Here is a 16,354-nt window from a genome sequence, read left to right as displayed (position 1 = left end):
GCTCAGATCCTCGCCAGTAGTAATTCTAGGGCTCTTATTTTTCCAAGAGTTTTCGAACAACGATCTCTTGCATCATTGTATAAATCTTGAATCAGCGCTGGTCGTACCAACGCTTGTTTACTTAGGGAATCATATTCTTCTACTTCCCCCATCGTAGTTAGCAGCTCAATTCTGTATTGTTTTAATTTAGTTTTAAGTTCCTTTGTCAGATCAACTTGTTTTGCTGATGATATATTATTCTCCGGGCAGTGCGGTTCCCCTACTACATAATTTGTTTCATTAAATTCTTGTGTAAGCTGATAAATACCCTTCGAATCACCATTTCCAGAAATACTGGCAATCATCCCTTTCTTTTCTAATCTCGAAATATTTCTACGAACATATTGAGCAACCGCCCTACTTTTTAGTGAAGAACTGCTGGGCTTTTTGAGATATGCCTTTACTAGTCCAGATACTGTAAAACTGTTTCTACCAATTGAGTTCAGTAGTTCAAGGAGTTCCGGTTTTATTCGAATTGGTTTCATTGGATTATCGCATGTCTCGAATTTCGCGACATTCTATCTTGTCTCTACTATCGAGACAATGAAACCATCAACTTATTCAAAACAATACCAAGAACTTCGACTCTGGCTGAAAGCAAAGCGAGAAGAACGCGGTTTATCTATCCGAGCAGTTGCAGAGATTTTGCAACGACATCACTCAGTCATCGGCAAGTTAGAACAGGACCGTCGCCGTATTGATATCATAGAATTGGTTGCCTATTGCCATGCCATCGGTGCTGACCCGCACGAAGCGATTGATGTTCTTGAACAATCTTTTAGCACTAAAGTATTAAAGTCAGAACAAGCGGCTAATTCAACACCTAACGATAACTCGCAATCCTAGACCCCTTACTAGGGAAAGCTAATCTTGTATTTACCTCACAAGCCGACACCTAAGGCCTTATAAACTGCATCCACTGGATCCGCATAAAAACTCGTCTGGAACTTGGTGAACAGCTCTGCTGGAATGGATGGGATATCAGCAGCACTACTCATCGGCAGGGCAACCCGCTTACCGCCCGCATCGAAAGCGACCTGAAGGCACTCAGCAATACTCTCTACCGGTGTCACACTGCCCCCCAGACTCATATCACCCAGCACCACCATTTGCCCCTGCGTCGGTTTACCTAACAGTCCAGATGCAAAGGCAACAAGGCTGGATAGCGCCAGATGATTCAGTGGTCCCGTGTTTTGAAGCTCGACCACATGCAGGTGGAAATCGTGATCCATAACCTTGACCGAAGCACTGATACGCGAGGCGTTGGCTTTGAAGAAATCAAAGGCGATCTTAACCTGCTCCTTAGTCGCACTTGAGTTCCACAAGCCTGAAGTGGCCAACTTGCCAGTACCCTTGGTTACCTGAAGCTCCAAGCGGTAAAGTCCAGGCATCCCCTTGTTGCTGAGGCCAATGGTGTGGATAAAGCCAGGCTTGCCAGATCCCTCCTGGATAAGTGCACCGCGACTTATTTTACAACACTTTTTTAGTCACTATCTGACTAATACTCCAAACCCCTTGCCACAGTAGGGCTGAAAGCAACAGAAGTGAAAAATTAATGTCTAACTTAATTAAAAAGAGCGTGTCTAGATTTAAATCTATAATAACTCACATTGCATAAGCATGAAATTCCCCATCTAGCCCAAAATAGTGATGCAATAAACGCCACTACTGTATCTAATGCAAAGCACACCCAAGTTCAGAGAAATCTGTTATAAATATTTAACGAAGTCCTCCCCTATCCAACCACATCTGATAGATCTCAGAAGACCATTTACTCTGAAAGAAAGCTATTGCAGCCTCTTGCTCATCATCACTCAGTGAACTTCCAAATCCAGGCATAGTGCCACCAAATTTCGCACCGCCCTCCTGAACTGTAGCCTTCAGACCTTTTAATGGGTGATGCCACGCATGGGCAGAGCCATTAAGGGGGGGAGGTGGATATTTTCCATTTGGTAAAAGCTTTTTCCATTCCCTTGTCCCTTGGGCTCCTGCACCATGACAGGTTGCACAATTATTTAAAAAGACTGTTTCCCCAAGATCAACTTGGGATTGGGTGTACCAACGCCCCTCAACTTTAGGCTCTGTCTCAAAACACCCTACTAACCCAAGGGAAAGAATCAAAACTACACCTATTCGGGTAATCATTTTTCCAATTCCGCTTTCTTTTTTAAATACTCTTCTTCTGAAATATCACCTTTTGCATAGCGGTCATCAAGAATATCCATAGCTGTCGAAGAAGCCTCTCTCTTTTTGGCGAAAGCTTTCACAAATAAAAGGATGAATAGAACTATAATCAACAGCCAAATAAACATTCCAAACCCATGCCACCCTGATGTAAACATATCACCTGCATGCCACATAATCTGACTCCTTATTTAATAGTTAGAGTATTCTGAAAACACTCCTACCTGACCTTTAGTATCGATAGAGTAAACCTTAAACGCATGCTTAGGGGCTTCCTCCATATCCATACCGGGACTTCCTGAAACCATTCCGGGTACGGCAAGAAGCTTGATATCTTTTCTAGCTAACACTTTTTTGATGTCCTGGGCTGGTACATGCCCCTCGATAACTTTTCCATTGATCTTAGCTGTATGGCACGAAGCGCCCTTTTTAGGCACACCTAATTGTTCTTTCAAAGGAGCCACATCAGAAAGAACATGATCTTTTACAACAAAATTATGTTCCTTAAGGTGTGCTATCCAGGTTTTACAACAACCGCAGCTTGCGCTGCGATATACATCGATTTCATACTGAGAATCATCTCTATTTTCCAACCAGTATGGATCACCTGAATATGCTGGTAGAGATAAAACCATTAAAAGAAACACCACTAGCTTTTTCATCTTTGTAATTACCATATTCATTACTGCAAAACCTCTGTATGACCTCCATGGCATAGTTCATCTAAAATGGGACACTCATGACCCTTATTACCTGGGCATGATTTGGACATTTTCATCAGTGAAGATTTAATATCTTCAAGGTGTTCAATCTGACTCTGAACACGCGCTAAATTCTCTTGTACTTTTTCTTTAACTTCCGCTGATGCACGGTCAGGATTATGCTGTAGATCCAAAAGTTTTTTACACTCATCCAGAGAGAACCCTAATCCCCTAGCACGCTTAATAAACCCTAGAGTTTCCAACTGGTCTTCTGTGTAAAAGCGATAGCCATTATCCGCCCGCCTAGCTTTCGGAATGACCCCTTTCTCTTCATAAAAACGGATTGTTTTACTGGTTAAGCCAGTGAACTTAGCTGCTTGTGAAATATTCATTTTGAAATTACCTGCATAAGTGGAACCAACCCACACCATCGAAGGAGGGGTATTTTTTATTAAGCAGGAAGCATTACGCCCCTGATGATTAGCTCATCAAAGGCTGAGGAGGTCTGTCTTTCTGAATGAGATAAATCGTTGTTAAAGAGGCTTTAAATATAGATATATTAAAGGGGATATACGCTATTTTCATAGAAGTAACGCTAGAAATAACGGAACACAAGTGACCACCGCAAGAGCTTTGCAACTCACACCCAGGTTGGTCAGCACAATTTACACTTTTTTCCATACCACCATCCATCTCCACCATAGAATGCATATCAGAGGACATGTGTTCCATTGGTAAAGCAGCAGCCACACTCATTTGCGTTGTCCCAAACAACGTTATCAAAAGTGCAAAAATGGTAAAAAGCTGTCTCATGTTCATATTCTTATGATAGCCCCACAATATCTACTGTGACAAGAGCTTTTAATTAAGATTCACCTTTTTTTGCTTATATCCTTGACCTTACTCTAACTGGAAGGATTAAGCTGATTGAAACTGTAAGGGCAATGCAGCTATGACTAAATATTCAACAGAAACGCGAAATATATACTTCTCCCAACAAGGGGATAGCGAAAGATTAACAGCTGAGCTATCTAATCTCGATGGAGTGATTGGGTTACTTATGTCTGAAGATTGGTTAGAGGTCTCATACGATGCGACAAAAATACAGTGGAAAAGTATTGAGCAAGCTATAACTAACAATCAATTTGAAGTTAAGCCCAGCCTACTAAGTAAATGGAAAAGAAGTTGGTACCAATACTCAGATGAGAATATCAGAGACAACTTTAACCACAAACCTCACTGCTGTAACAAATCGCCAAAATAGCTCTGCAATCAATGGTAACAAGATGAAGAACCACATCTCAAAAAATCGACGATATGCCTTGATAATAGCTCTATTTATTTGGAGCAATCTATCTTTTGCATCATCTACCTCAAACACGACCTTTGTGATTCAACCTGTGAAAACAGAGTGCATTGATACACCAGAAAGCAGCAAATTCGGTTCTAATTTCAACCATTGCTCTTCTACTATTACCGTAATATCTTCATCACGAAATATTGAACCGAAATTTAAGGTCGTACCTCCAAACAATATTATTGGCGATCAGTATAAATTAACCCTTTCCCAACGGATCAAGAAACCACCTCGGCTCCCCCTTAACCCCATATCAACAAAAAAAACCGGCGTAAGCCAATACTGGAGTTCTGAACTGGTCGGGTTTCACCCCCCGCAACTGTCACAAATGCTTTAAGCGGCCGACCAGTTCTTTTTTTAAGTGAGGTTCAAAATGAAAAAGAGTTTCTCAGCAGCACTACTAACAATGTTACTAATCTCCCCTTCTGCTTTTGCGGGAGTAGCAAGCCCTATTGCTGACTCAATACAACATCACAATGAAATGAAGGGGCAACACGATTCCATAGGAATACCAGGAAAAAGCACCGAGGTAACTAAAGCATTGAACTTGACCGCTAATGATCAAATGAGATTCAGCATAGATACCTTAGACCTAAAAAAAGGAGACATTGTAAGTTTCACCGTAACAAACACAGGGCAGATACATCACGAATTTGTACTAGGTACGCGAGACAAAATTGAAATGCACCGCAAAGAAATGCAAGGAATGCCTAATATGAAGCACTCTGACAGCAATGCTCTATCTTTAAAATCAGGAGAAACCAAAACACTAATATGGAAGTTTACTTCCGTAGGAAATTTTTTGGCCGCATGTACACTGCCAGGGCACTACGAGGCAGGAATGATTACAACAATAAAAGTCGGTAATAGTCAGTAAGGAGGTTCAGATGAAAAAGCAGTCATTTCCAAAAAGCATTAATCCAAGCAGACGCCGTTTCGTTACCGGATTGGCAATGGGTGGGGTATTAGCTGGGTTCGGTTTTAAGTCCCAATCATTATTCGCCGCAGCTCCACAAATGGGCACACCCGAATTGAGAGGTAACGATTTTGACCTATCAATAGGGAAGCAAGCGGTTAATTTCACAGGAGCCCCTCGGTACGCAACAACGGTAAATGGCTCTTTACCAGCTCCTGTCTTACGCTTCAAGGAAGGAGAAACAGTTTCATTACGTGTAACCAATACTTTAGCTGAAGACAGTTCTATTCATTGGCATGGGTTAATATTGCCACCAGAAATGGACGGCGTCCCTGGCTTATCCTTTGCGGGGATTAAACCAGGTGAAACATATAACTATCAATTTAAAGTAACTCAATCAGGCACCTACTGGTATCACAGCCATTCAGGTTTCCAAGAGCAAACAGGACTATATGGCGCAATAGTTATCGAGCCTAAAGAACCACCACCCTATACCTATGATCGTGATTATGTCGTTATGTTATCCGATTGGACTGACGAAGATCCAAATGATGTATACGCAAAGTTGAAGAAGATGAGCCACTACTACAACTTCAACGAAAGAACACTCAATGACACCTGGAAAGATATTAAAGAAAAAGGGGCTGAAGCTACATTTCGCGAACGAGAGATGTGGAATGTCATGCGTATGAGCCAAACAGATATCTCTGACGTAACCGGCTACACCTATAGCTTCCTAATAAACGGCGTCACACCTGCAGAAGGCTGGAAAGGATTATTCAAAAAAGGCGAAAAAATATTACTCCGCTTTATTAACAGTGCCGCAATGACCTTTTTTGACGTTCGAATCCCTGGCCTAAAAATGACAGTTGTCGCTGCTGATGGTCAGTATGTTCAACCAGTATCAATTGATGAATTCAGAATTGGTGTTGCTGAAACCTATGATGTGATCGTAGAGCCAGAACACGACATGGCTTATACAGTTTTCGCTCAAGCTATTGATCGTTCAGGATATGCTAGAGGAACGCTCACACCTGATTATTCTTTAACGGGTGAAGTACCTGCGCTTGATCCTGTGCCTCTACTTACTCACACCGATATGGGTATGGGCATGGACCACAGCATGCATAATATGGGGGGTACCTCTCAAATGGATCATTCCCAACACAATATGCAAAGCTCTGCGAAGATGGATCATTCTCAACATAATATGAAAAGCTCCGGGAAGATGGATCACTCTCAGCATAATATGAAAAGTTCCGGAAAGATGGATCATTCTCAACATAATATGCAAAGCTCCGGAAAGATGGATCATTCTCAACATTCTATGGGGGCCGTAGGTAGCATGAATAATGCTATGCAATCTCCTGGAATTAAGCATGCAGACACGGAATATGGCCCGCATGTTGATATGCGCGCAGACGATCCTCAATATCGACTAGATGATCCTGGGGTAGGATTACGAAACAATGGAAGGCGTGTTTTAACTTATGCAGACCTAAAAAACCTCAATCCAACGCCTGACCCGCGCGATCCAACTCGTGAAATTGATCTCCACCTCACTGGCAACATGAGCCGCTATATGTGGTCAATCAACGGCGTTAAATACAGTGATGCTGATCCAATACAGATGAAATATGGGGAGCGAGTCAGAATTAATTTTGTTAATGACACCATGATGAACCACCCTATGCATCTACACGGCATGTGGAGTGATCTAGAAACAGGGGATGATAAATATATCCCTCGTAAACACACGGTCGTAGTACAGCCGGGAGCAAAAATTAGTTATCGAGTCACCGCTGATGCTAAGGGCAAGTGGGCATATCACTGTCACTTGATTTATCACATGCTTGGTATGTTCCGTGAAGTTCACGTTAGCTAAAAGGGAGAAGACGATGAATAATATTTTAAAAAAGACGTTGATTTTAGCCATGTCGGCCCTTCCTTTTCAAGCTGAAGCAGGAGGAAAAGACGACCCTTTGCTGACCATGGTAACCATAGATCAACTAGAAAAAAGGGATGCAAGTTCTGGTAAACCGTTTGCTTGGGAAGTTCAAGGCTGGGCTGGGTATGATCTTGATAAGTTCGTATTCAAAACAGAAGGTGAACGCACAACCGGGGAAACTGAGAAAGCAGAACTGCAACTTCTCTATAGCAAGGCGATTGACCCATATTGGGATGTTCAATTTGGTATACGGCATGATTTCTATCCCAAACCCACGCAAGACTGGGCTGTTGTCGCGGTACAAGGCGTTGCCCCCTACTACTTTGAAACCGATGCAAGCCTTTTCATAGGTGAAGACGGTCAATCAGCGCTGAGATTAGAATCCGAATATGAAATGATGCTCACTCAGCAATGGGTTCTTTCCCCTGAAATTGAGATTAATTTTCACGGAAAAAATGATGAAGCACGAGAAGTCGGTTCTGGACTCTCGAACATAGAAGCAGGTATTCGACTTCGTTATGAGGTCAAAAGGGAATTTGCACCCTATATAGGAATCCATTGGGAGAAAAAATTCGGCAATACCGCAGACTATGCCCGTGAAGAAGGAGAGGATACCAGTGACGTTCAATTTGTTATTGGGGTGAGAGCCTGGTTTTAATCATCTAAAGTAGCCCTTAACTTCAAAGGAACAGCTTTACCACAAGATATTTAGGATCAACAAAGAAGCCTTTTTAGGCTTCTTTTTTTGTCTAAAAAAGCGCCCCAAGAACATTACGTGGACTATTCTATAACTTATTGATTTTAAATAGAAACTACAAACAACCATTCAGGCTTGAATATTTTACGAAAGCCTGTAAACGAATGACAAAGACTCACATTCAATCAACTCATTCATTTTGAAATCATTTTCATCAATTACTCTGTTTCAAAATAATCAGTTAATGACTACCAATCTAATAGGTAATTATAATGGTCACTATAATCATCCTACTATCGTTTATTACAGGCTCGCTATCTGCGCAAGCAGGGCAAGTAGTAAATTCCGAAGTAGCTGAACTAAAATTTAAAACCTCAAATAAGTTTACGCATTTTCAATCCGTTACCCTATCAAACAATGAAATTGGCAGCTTAGTAAAAGGCAAGATAAGAAAGAAAAAACTTTCCCGCTCTCTGCGTCAAGGGCACGTAGATTTGGAAGTGCGGAATGAGAGTTCTGAACTTCTTAAAACAATGCCACTAACTTACTCACCACAGAAATTATCAAAGCGACGCTTTTTTGCCTCAAAATTCCACTATCAATTCAAAGATACCCTGCCTGAAAACTGGACTGTTTCAGTAAATTTCCATCCAGCTGAAATAAGTAATCACTCAATCTAACAATACTGATATTTCATCATGAAAATTAAATCTCATACATTAAAATTAGGTTTAGCGGTACTAGTCTCTTACTCGGCGGCATCTTGGGCAGATACCCAAGATAATAACTGGGCTAAAAGCCTACTGCTGAGTCTAGGGCAGTCACCACAATGGCAGCAGTTAGAGGCAAATTTAGATAGGGCGAAAGCTGCAAAAGATGCTGCGATGCAGCCCATATATAATCCAGAATTGGAGATCAGTTATGACGATAAAACTGATAGAGCCTATCAGGTCACACTTAGCCAAAAGATAGACTTATATGATAAGCGGAGTAGCCGGAGTCAGATTGCCGCTATTCAAGAACAAATTAGCGCATTACAAAATAAACAAACAAAAACTGAATTAGCTAAACACTCCTTAACCAGCCTTATACAAACACGACGTGCTGAGGAGTTATTACAGCTGGCTGAACAAGAACTAGTTATAAGCCAGCGTTTAATTAAATTAACTCAGCAAAAGATTCAGGCCGGTGATGCTAACCAGCTTGACCTTGAGTTTGTGAAGGTAGCATTGTCTGATGCAATAAATGCAAAGAATAATGCACAGAAAGATCTACAGTTAAGCAGAGCACAACAACAAAGCTTAATAGGCGATTTGTCTCTCAAACTTCCTGAAAAATTAGTGCATGACCTTCCCACTACTCCAGATTTTTCCACACTAAGCACACAGAGCTATCTTGTAAAAATATCCACTTTACAAGCTCAATTAGCCCAGTTACAAATTAGACAGTCCGTAGCTGAGAGTAAATCAGAGCCCACTCTAGGCTTAGGTATGGGGCAAGATGGGAATGATGATGTTCTCGCTCTTTCAATCACCTTCCCCTTAAATGTACGTAATAATTATCAATCAGAAATACGCGCAGCGGAATCTAATGCTAAAGCCTCAGACTATGCAGTTACACAACATTTAATCGAAGTAGAAAATTTACTTAGACAGAATTGGAATGTTGTTGAGCAGCAAAAAAGCTTACAGAGCCTTTTGCAAAAGACTCAGCAGAAAGGTATCTCTCACTTAAGCCAGAAATTAGAAAAGCTCTGGCAAATTGGGGAATTAAACACCTCTGATTACCTGCAAAACCTGCGGCGACTCAATACATCATTAGCGACAGATGTAAACCTAAGTGCAGAATCCAACCTAAGCCTGATCGAATGGCTAAGCAGTAGCAATCAACTTATACATTGGTTAGAGCAACAATGAACCAACCCAATATATTCTGAGATTTTAAGATGAAACTACAAATATTACCTCTTGTTATCAGCAGCATGATGGTCTCATCCATGACTAACGTTGCATTTGCTGGCGAAAATCATGAAGAAAAAATAAACACTGTAACGAACTCTGTAAGCGAAATGGCAGAACATAAAGACCATGAGGGTGATCATGAAGAGCACGAAGGTGAAGATGATCACCAAGAGCATGAAGGAGAGGAAGAGCATGAGGAGCATGAGATAGAAGATATAGATCATGCAGGACATGAAGGGGAGGAAGAACATAAGGAAGAAGAAGGTGTATTGCACCTTACCCCAGAACAGCAGTCTATGATCGATTTAGAAGTTACTGAACTAAAGCAAGAATACGTTGCAAACACGCAAAACATTTATGGTGAAGTTGTTAATAACCGTTACAAAACAAGCATTATTTCAGCTCAGTCTGACGTAAAAGTTATTAGGCGACATGCTGTATTAGGTGATCACGTAAAAAAAGGGGATCCACTTGTTACCCTTTTCTCTGATGAATTAGCAGATCGTTTTACCGAGCTTCGCAATAACGCAAAAGAGTGGGAGCTGGTTAAAAGCATGGGGAAAAGTTTATCTGGAAAACAACGTTATAGCCGTGCAGAAGCTAATTTTCGACAAAGCGTAACTAAGGTAATTGCCTTTGGTTTGTCTACAGATGAAATTGAAGCCCAAGTTAATAAACCTAACAAAAACCCATTAGGTCAGTTCATTCTGAAAGCTCCACACAGCGGTATTATTCAACAAGATAACTTTCTCATCGGACAAACTGTCACTAGCAATGAGTCTTTATTTACATTGGTTGATGAACAGGATATCTGGGTAGAAGCACAACTCCCTGCAGATCAACAATTAGATATAGAAAAAGGGACTGAAATCACCCTCACCGTCGGGGATGAATCTTATCATGGCACCCTATTGCAGATTGCTCATAATCTTAGCGAAGTTACCCGTACACGTATGGTCAGAATTAGCGTAGATAATCGTGATCACAGGCTTCACCCCGGACAGTTTGCGCGTGTTTTCATGCCAACAGAAACCTTTTCATTACAGATGGTACTGCCAGAGACATCTTTCACTAAAACCCCAGATGGAGATTGGGGAGTCTTTGTTCAAGTAGATGAGGGTGAATACAAACTAGAAGAAGTTGAAATTTTAGGTGAAATGGTCGGCTCACGCATTGTCAGCGGGTTAGGTCGTGGAACCAAGGTTGTAACATCCGGAACTTTCTTTTTAGCTTCCGAGCAAGCAAAAGCTGGCTTTGATATTCATAACCACTAGGAAAAACCAATGCTAAATAGACTTATAGAATGGTCAGTTGGTAACCGTATTATAGTGGTCATCTCTGTCCTCATCGCGTTAATTGGAAGTGCCTTTCTAATTCCCAAACTCAATCTGGACGCGTTTCCTGATGTAACAAACATTCAGGTATCAGTTAATGCAGAAGCGCCAGGCTTAGCGGCTGAAGAAGTTGAGCAGCTGATTACCTTTCCAATTGAGTCCGTAATGTATTCAATGCCTGATGTTGAAGAGGTCCGCTCCATCTCTAAAACAGGCTTAGCTGGAATAACCGTTGTTTTCGAAGAAGGCACCGATATTTATTTTGCTAGGCAGCAAGTATTTGAACAGCTTCAAGTCGCAAAAGAGATGATCCCAGAAGGAGTAGGTGTACCTGAAATGGGTCCAAACACATCTGGTCTCGGTCAAATTTATCAATACCTTATAAAAGCAGAGCCCGGCAGCGATTACGATGTTATGAAGCTTCGTAGCCTTAATGATTGGGTTGTAAAGCTACTATTAATGCCTGTTGATGGTATTACAGATGTACTCTCTTTTGGTGGAGAGGTACGTCAGTATCAGGTCAATCTAGACTCACAGAGCTTACTCTCTTATGACATCAGAAGTGAGCAGCTTGTTGATGCTATTGAAGCAAACAACCGTAATGCAGGTGGTTGGTATCTTGACCGAGGTGGGGAACAACTTGTTGTTAGGGGTGTTGGTTGGTTACGCAGCGACCGTAAAGGTTTACAGGATATTGCAGATATTCCCTTAAAAGAAGTTGATGGAACACTTGTGCGTGTGGGTGATGTTGCAAATGTTGAATTTGGTAGTGAAATACGCCAAGGCGCCGTCACTATGTCACACAAAAATGCTGAAGGCGAAATTGAAAATTACGGTGAGGTTGTAACGGGTATTGTACTTAAACGTATGGGGAGTAACACCAACAGTACAATCGAAGAAATCGAAAACAGGATAGAGCTGATAAATCGTGCTTTACCTGAAGGTGTAATTTTTGAACCATACTACGATCAATCGGATTTAGTTAAAAAAGCAATCAACACGGTAGTTACAGCGTTAACTCAAGCTTTCATATTTATTGTTATTGTAATTGCTTTATTTTTATTGAATGTCCGTGCGACAACGCTCGTTTTACTCTCCATTCCTCTTTCAGTTGGTTTAGCCTTAGCTTTTATGTCTTATTACGGCATGTCAGCAAACCTAATGTCCCTTGGTGGATTAGCTATTGCGATTGGCATGATGGTCGATGGTGCCGTTGTAATGATGGAAAATATATTCAAACATATTACCCACCCGGATAAACGTCACGAAGGCCATACTGCACCAGGTGTGGACGACCCATTTGATGTTGAGCATGATACTCATGGTATGTCATTACGTATCAAAATAGCTGCAAAGGAAGTAGCTCGTCCTGTGTTTTTTGCAGTAATGATTATTATTGTTGTATTTGCACCATTGTTCAGTTTGGAAGGCGTAGAAGGAAAGCTTTTTCAACCGATGGCTATTACCATCATAATTGCCATGCTATCAGCACTTCTTGTTGCTCTAATTGTGGTACCCGCATTAGCAAGCTTGATATTTAAGTCGGGCATTCGAGAAAAAGAAAGTCCAATTCTTAAACCAATTGATCGCGGTTATCGCAAATTGTTACGTGTCGTACTTAAAAGACGTAAATCACTACTTTCAATTGTTGGTATTACTGTAATCGCCACATTATCCCTTCTTCCACAACTAGGAACAGAATTTGTTCCTGAATTAGAAGAAGGAACTATTAATCTTAGGGTGACACTCGCACCTTCCGCTAATATGGAATCGGCTTTATCTGTTGCTCCAAAATTAGAAAAGGAGTTGCTGTCATTTCCTGAAGTGACGTATGCATTGAGCCGCATAGGGCGTGCTGAAATTGGTGGTGACCCAGAACCTGTATCAAATATTGAGATATATATAGGTCTCAAACCTGTTAATGAATGGACCAGCGCCACAAACAGGCAAGAGCTACAGGCATTAATGCAAAAACGTTTAAACATTCATCCAGGGTTATTATTTACTTTCTCACAACCTATCGCGACACGTGTTGATGAACTACTTTCTGGTGTAAAAGCCCAGTTAGCGATCAAGCTTTTCGGAAGCGACTTAAATACTCTAGCGGAAAAAGCGCGTGAAATAGAAAGTGTTGTTAAAGAGGTTTCTGGAGCAACAGATGTTGCTATGGAGCAAGTCGAAGGCGAAGCCCAATTAGTTATTCGCCCTAACCGTGAGCAGCTGTTCCGTTATGGTTTATCAGTATCTGATGTCATGAGTTTGGTGGAAACAGGTATTGGCGGTATCAGTGCGGGACAGGTCATTAATGGTAACGAACGATATGACATATATATTCGCTTACAAAAAGATCAGCGCGAATCAGCAACTAGTTTGCGTCAATTACGATTAAAAGCAAATAACGGTGCTATTGTTCGTCTAAGTGATGTTGCTCAGGTAGCAATTGAACAAGGACCACCTCAAATTCGTAGAGATGATGTACAACGTCGTGTGGTCATTCAGGCAAACGTACAGGGCCGCGATATGGGTAGCGTAGTCAATGACATTTATACTGCCATTGAAAAGGATGTGGAACTACCTACGGGCTATACAGTGGATATTGGCGGTCAATTTGAGAACCAGCAACGAGCACAAGCACGTCTAATGCTCGTTGTACCTTTATCAATAGCTTTAATTGGTCTGTTATTGTATTTCTCTTTCGGCTCCCTTGGGCAAGCCGCATTAGTGTTGCTTAATCTACCATTAGCACTGATTGGGGGAGTAGCGGCGCTGTTTATCTCAGGTCAATACCTCTCTGTACCAAGTTCAATCGGTTTTATCACTCTGTTTGGTGTAGCTGTATTGAATGGTGTTGTTATGGTCGAAAGCATCAACTTACGAATTCAAGACGGGCAACGTATGGCAGAAGCTGTGTATGAGGGTGCTTGCTCTCGATTAAGACCTGTTTTAATGACAGCTTTAACCTCAGCGCTAGGATTGATTCCTATTTTAATGTCGACTGATATTGGTTCTGAGATACAGAAACCCCTCGCCACCGTAGTTGTAGGTGGTCTACTATCATCGACAGTGTTAACAATGTTAATCATTCCTACATTGTATGAGTCGTTTTCAAAATATAAATATCAGAAAGAAGAGTAATTCCGTATAAATGCCTGCCAGATCGCTGGCAGGTATTTTCTTAAACTCGGAGTGTATATAAATGCGCCTACTGCTTATAGAAGATGATCTACAGTTAGCCAATCAATTACAGCACAGCTTAGAGTCTTCAGGTTATCTCGTTGACCTTAGTAATAGTGTTAGTGATGCTCGATATAAGGCAAACGAAATCACATATGACATAGCGATTATGGATTTGGGTTTACCTGATGGAAATGGTCGTAGCTTATTACAAGAATGGCGCCAACAGCACCAACACATTCCTGTTCTAGTGCTTACTGCCCGTGATGATTGGGAGGAAAAAGTTAAGACGTTTCAGGCCGGTGCCGATGATTATGTTTGCAAACCATTTAGGCAAGAGGAATTACTGGTTCGTTTAGAAGCATTGTTGCGAAGAACTAAAGCACACCAGTGCCCAATATTGGAAGCAGGCGGAATACGTTTAGATGAACTATCTCAAGAAGCCATTATAGTAACAACGAATCAGCGAATTTCATTAACCCATACTGAGTTTCGATTATTAAAACATTTTCTTAGGTATCCGGGCCGTCTATTTAGTAAACAGCAACTCCTAGATTGCCTATATCAATTTGATGCTGAACCTGAAAGTAACATTGTTGAAAGTTATATTCGTAAGTTGCGCCAAAAATTGGGCAAACAAGTCATTGAGAACAAACGGTTTCAGGGGTACTGCTTCAAAGGCCTAGTATGATTTCAATTGAAAAGCTTCTACTAAAACGTTTTATCATCGTAGTGACTATTATTACCGTATCGCTTGGAGTGCTAAATCACTGGTGGGCTGAAAGGATCTACCTGAATGTCCTGACACAACAGTTGGAACATGAAAGCGAAGCTTTGCTAAAACACTTACAGAAAACAAAACCTAATAACCTTTCCACAGTCAGCCTAAACCTTCCACAACACAGCAGCCATCTTTATTACATAGAGAGCAGTGCGAGCAGTTGGAGCTCGGCCCCTAAGCTGATATCAGATCTTCCTATAAAAACTTGGCTGAATACTGAAGGTATCTATCAGTATGAAAAAAATAGTGGTGAAAATTTTCTTATTTTAAGTAAGCGTCATACGGATGGCTTCAACCTTATTGTAATGCAAGACATAACGGCCTCCTTGGTTGAATTAGAACAGTCTCATCTTTCTATGCTTCTGGTTGTGATTCTGAGCTTCGCATTACTAATGTACCTTCAACGTAAAGTAATCAGAGAAACATTTTCTAAAATCACTCCTGTTTACCAACAAATTGAGGCGATCCAACGTGGGGAAAAAGCAAAGTTGATTGTGCCAAATATTGCTGAAATATCCCCACTTGCAAAAGCAATCAACCAACTTCTTGGTTACTTGGAAAGCCGCAATGAGCGAAGCAAAAATGCCATCGGTAATCTTTCTCATGCGTTGAAGACACCTGTCGCCGTGATCCGCCAAATCATTGAGCAGAATGATAGCGGCTTATCTACAGAAAACAGACTAAGACTTACCGATCAGATAAATCAGCTCAATTTCATTATAAATGGTGAACTCAAACGCGCCAGAATCTCTGGGCGGGGTAGTCAGAAGCAGTCTTTTTCTCTGTCTGATACTGTTAATAATCTCTCATCCACATTGACGTTAATTTACCCTGACAAGAAGATTAATTTTATACTTAAAATCAGTGAAAAAGCTTATTTCCCTGGTGATAAAAGTGACTTTCTTGAGCTACTTGGCAACCTTATGGACAACGCTGCCAAGTGGTGCGCACATCAGGTAACTATTGAAATTTCCATTCAGTCGGGCATGTTTTACCTTCAAGTTGTTGATGATGGTCCCGGCTACAATGAAAGTGATATTCCCTCAATACTTGAACGTGGAGTGCGCTTAGATGAGCAAGCTCCAGGGCATGGATTGGGATTGAATATAGTTAGCAATATTGTGCAGCAATATATTGGACAATTACAAATCAATAATGCTGTTCCACATGGATGCAGAGTGCAAATTAGAATCCCATTAGACTTTTCATAACATTTATCATGTCCCTTATTGTAAGGTTTGATATAAAAATCATATTTAAGC

General features: G+C 41.1%; 18 protein-coding genes. 11 read left to right on the top strand and 7 right to left on the bottom strand.

The features are described from left to right. Positions 1-2: 2 nt before the first annotated feature. Positions 3-524 carry a hypothetical protein gene (locus ACOQOE_RS08845; protein ID WP_420553789.1) on the bottom strand — a complete coding sequence of 174 codons (522 nt, stop codon included), beginning with the start codon at positions 522-524 and terminating at the stop codon, positions 3-5. A gap of 58 nt (positions 525-582) precedes the next feature. Here ACOQOE_RS08845 and ACOQOE_RS08840 point away from each other — a divergent pair, with 58 nt between their 5' ends. Next, positions 583-885, top strand: a complete 303-nt coding sequence (locus ACOQOE_RS08840) for a helix-turn-helix domain-containing protein (RefSeq protein ID WP_420553788.1) — start codon at positions 583-585, stop codon at positions 883-885. A 35-nt stretch (positions 886-920) separates the two neighbouring features. Here the strand turns inward: ACOQOE_RS08840 and ACOQOE_RS08835 are convergent, their stop codons facing one another. The 6 genes from ACOQOE_RS08835 to ACOQOE_RS08810 all read right to left on the bottom strand — a co-directional run bounded on the left by ACOQOE_RS08835 (position 921) and on the right by ACOQOE_RS08810 (position 3,737). Further along, positions 921-1,412 carry a S16 family serine protease gene (locus tag ACOQOE_RS08835; protein ID WP_420553787.1) on the bottom strand — a complete coding sequence of 164 codons (492 nt, stop codon included), beginning with the start codon at positions 1,410-1,412 and terminating at the stop codon, positions 921-923. A 346-nt stretch (positions 1,413-1,758) separates the two neighbouring features. Next, positions 1,759-2,184: a c-type cytochrome gene (locus ACOQOE_RS08830; protein ID WP_420553786.1), complete on the bottom strand. Its 426-nt coding sequence runs from the start codon at positions 2,182-2,184 to the stop codon at positions 1,759-1,761. Continuing rightward, the gene (locus ACOQOE_RS08825; RefSeq protein WP_067867211.1) at positions 2,181-2,399 is read right to left on the bottom strand and encodes an SHOCT domain-containing protein; all 219 of its coding nucleotides are present in this window, start codon (positions 2,397-2,399) and stop codon (positions 2,181-2,183) included. The genes ACOQOE_RS08830 and ACOQOE_RS08825 overlap by 4 nt, the downstream gene beginning before the upstream one ends. A gap of 15 nt (positions 2,400-2,414) precedes the next feature. Then, positions 2,415-2,906, bottom strand: coding sequence for a DUF411 domain-containing protein (locus tag ACOQOE_RS08820; protein WP_231867971.1), 492 nt, complete (start codon positions 2,904-2,906; stop codon positions 2,415-2,417). Continuing rightward, a complete protein-coding gene (cueR, locus tag ACOQOE_RS08815; RefSeq protein ID WP_067988494.1) occupies positions 2,906-3,316 on the bottom strand; it encodes a Cu(I)-responsive transcriptional regulator in 411 nt (136 codons plus the stop codon). Before cueR ends, ACOQOE_RS08820 begins: the two co-directional genes overlap by 1 nt. Positions 3,317-3,404: 88 nt before the next feature. Then, the gene (locus tag ACOQOE_RS08810) at positions 3,405-3,737 is read right to left on the bottom strand and encodes a hypothetical protein (RefSeq protein ID WP_067867213.1); all 333 of its coding nucleotides are present in this window, start codon (positions 3,735-3,737) and stop codon (positions 3,405-3,407) included. 139 nt (positions 3,738-3,876) lie between these two features. Here ACOQOE_RS08810 and ACOQOE_RS08805 point away from each other — a divergent pair, with 139 nt between their 5' ends. The 10 genes from ACOQOE_RS08805 (at position 3,877) to ACOQOE_RS08760 (ending at position 16,303) form a co-directional block, all read left to right on the top strand. After that, positions 3,877-4,188 carry a hypothetical protein gene (locus ACOQOE_RS08805; protein ID WP_067867215.1) on the top strand — a complete coding sequence of 104 codons (312 nt, stop codon included), beginning with the start codon at positions 3,877-3,879 and terminating at the stop codon, positions 4,186-4,188. A gap of 466 nt (positions 4,189-4,654) precedes the next feature. Beyond that, complete coding sequence (locus ACOQOE_RS08800; RefSeq protein WP_067867218.1) at positions 4,655-5,158, top strand: cupredoxin domain-containing protein; 504 nt, start codon at positions 4,655-4,657, stop codon at positions 5,156-5,158. A 10-nt stretch (positions 5,159-5,168) separates the two neighbouring features. Beyond that, the gene (locus ACOQOE_RS08795; RefSeq protein WP_067867220.1) at positions 5,169-7,082 is read left to right on the top strand and encodes a copper resistance system multicopper oxidase; all 1,914 of its coding nucleotides are present in this window, start codon (positions 5,169-5,171) and stop codon (positions 7,080-7,082) included. Between the two features lie 13 nt (positions 7,083-7,095). After that, the gene (locus tag ACOQOE_RS08790; protein ID WP_067867222.1) at positions 7,096-7,803 is read left to right on the top strand and encodes a copper resistance protein B; all 708 of its coding nucleotides are present in this window, start codon (positions 7,096-7,098) and stop codon (positions 7,801-7,803) included. A gap of 311 nt (positions 7,804-8,114) precedes the next feature. Next, complete coding sequence (locus ACOQOE_RS08785) at positions 8,115-8,522, top strand: hypothetical protein (protein ID WP_342855141.1); 408 nt, start codon at positions 8,115-8,117, stop codon at positions 8,520-8,522. 18 nt (positions 8,523-8,540) lie between these two features. Next, positions 8,541-9,758, top strand: a complete 1,218-nt coding sequence (locus ACOQOE_RS08780) for a TolC family protein (RefSeq protein WP_342855140.1) — start codon at positions 8,541-8,543, stop codon at positions 9,756-9,758. Positions 9,759-9,787: 29 nt separating this feature from the next. After that, positions 9,788-11,077 (top strand): efflux RND transporter periplasmic adaptor subunit, encoded by a 1,290-nt coding sequence (locus tag ACOQOE_RS08775; RefSeq protein WP_342855139.1) that lies wholly within the window; start codon positions 9,788-9,790, stop codon positions 11,075-11,077. A gap of 9 nt (positions 11,078-11,086) precedes the next feature. After that, entirely contained in the window at positions 11,087-14,272 is a 3,186-nt protein-coding gene (locus ACOQOE_RS08770) for a CusA/CzcA family heavy metal efflux RND transporter (protein WP_342855138.1), read from the top strand. Positions 14,273-14,333: 61 nt separating this feature from the next. After that, positions 14,334-15,002 carry a response regulator transcription factor gene (locus ACOQOE_RS08765; RefSeq protein ID WP_342855137.1) on the top strand — a complete coding sequence of 223 codons (669 nt, stop codon included), beginning with the start codon at positions 14,334-14,336 and terminating at the stop codon, positions 15,000-15,002. Next, on the top strand, positions 14,999-16,303 hold the full coding sequence (locus tag ACOQOE_RS08760) for a sensor histidine kinase (protein ID WP_342855136.1): 1,305 nt from the start codon (positions 14,999-15,001) through the stop codon (positions 16,301-16,303). Before ACOQOE_RS08765 ends, ACOQOE_RS08760 begins: the two co-directional genes overlap by 4 nt. Positions 16,304-16,354 lie beyond the last annotated feature (51 nt).

The sequence above is a fragment of the Neptuniibacter marinus genome, assembly GCF_965223595.1.
GTDB lineage: Bacteria > Pseudomonadota > Gammaproteobacteria > Pseudomonadales > Balneatricaceae > Neptuniibacter > Neptuniibacter marinus.
The sequence above is the reverse complement of the archived record's forward strand: the minus strand, read 5'-3'. Positions and strand labels throughout refer to the sequence as shown.

Bases quoted from the DNA above. Each gene is read 5' to 3' on its own strand.
- ACOQOE_RS08820 (WP_231867971.1), bottom strand. From the start codon at position 2,906: ATGAATATGGTAATTACAAAGATGAAAAAGCTAGTGGTGTTTCTTTTA.
- ACOQOE_RS08785 (WP_342855141.1), top strand. From the start codon at position 8,115: ATGGTCACTATAATCATCCTACTATCGTTTATTACAGGCTCGCTATCT.
- ACOQOE_RS08845 (WP_420553789.1), bottom strand. From the start codon at position 524: ATGAAACCAATTCGAATAAAACCGGAACTCCTTGAACTACTGAACTCA.
- ACOQOE_RS08765 (WP_342855137.1), top strand. From the start codon at position 14,334: ATGCGCCTACTGCTTATAGAAGATGATCTACAGTTAGCCAATCAATTA.
- cueR (WP_067988494.1), bottom strand. From the start codon at position 3,316: ATGAATATTTCACAAGCAGCTAAGTTCACTGGCTTAACCAGTAAAACA.
- ACOQOE_RS08760 (WP_342855136.1), top strand. From the start codon at position 14,999: ATGATTTCAATTGAAAAGCTTCTACTAAAACGTTTTATCATCGTAGTG.
- ACOQOE_RS08810 (WP_067867213.1), bottom strand. From the start codon at position 3,737: ATGAGACAGCTTTTTACCATTTTTGCACTTTTGATAACGTTGTTTGGG.
- ACOQOE_RS08800 (WP_067867218.1), top strand. From the start codon at position 4,655: ATGAAAAAGAGTTTCTCAGCAGCACTACTAACAATGTTACTAATCTCC.
- ACOQOE_RS08770 (WP_342855138.1), top strand. From the start codon at position 11,087: ATGCTAAATAGACTTATAGAATGGTCAGTTGGTAACCGTATTATAGTG.
- ACOQOE_RS08840 (WP_420553788.1), top strand. From the start codon at position 583: ATGAAACCATCAACTTATTCAAAACAATACCAAGAACTTCGACTCTGG.
- ACOQOE_RS08825 (WP_067867211.1), bottom strand. From the start codon at position 2,399: ATGTGGCATGCAGGTGATATGTTTACATCAGGGTGGCATGGGTTTGGA.
- ACOQOE_RS08805 (WP_067867215.1), top strand. From the start codon at position 3,877: ATGACTAAATATTCAACAGAAACGCGAAATATATACTTCTCCCAACAA.
- ACOQOE_RS08790 (WP_067867222.1), top strand. From the start codon at position 7,096: ATGAATAATATTTTAAAAAAGACGTTGATTTTAGCCATGTCGGCCCTT.
- ACOQOE_RS08830 (WP_420553786.1), bottom strand. From the start codon at position 2,184: ATGATTACCCGAATAGGTGTAGTTTTGATTCTTTCCCTTGGGTTAGTA.
- ACOQOE_RS08780 (WP_342855140.1), top strand. From the start codon at position 8,541: ATGAAAATTAAATCTCATACATTAAAATTAGGTTTAGCGGTACTAGTC.
- ACOQOE_RS08775 (WP_342855139.1), top strand. From the start codon at position 9,788: ATGAAACTACAAATATTACCTCTTGTTATCAGCAGCATGATGGTCTCA.
- ACOQOE_RS08795 (WP_067867220.1), top strand. From the start codon at position 5,169: ATGAAAAAGCAGTCATTTCCAAAAAGCATTAATCCAAGCAGACGCCGT.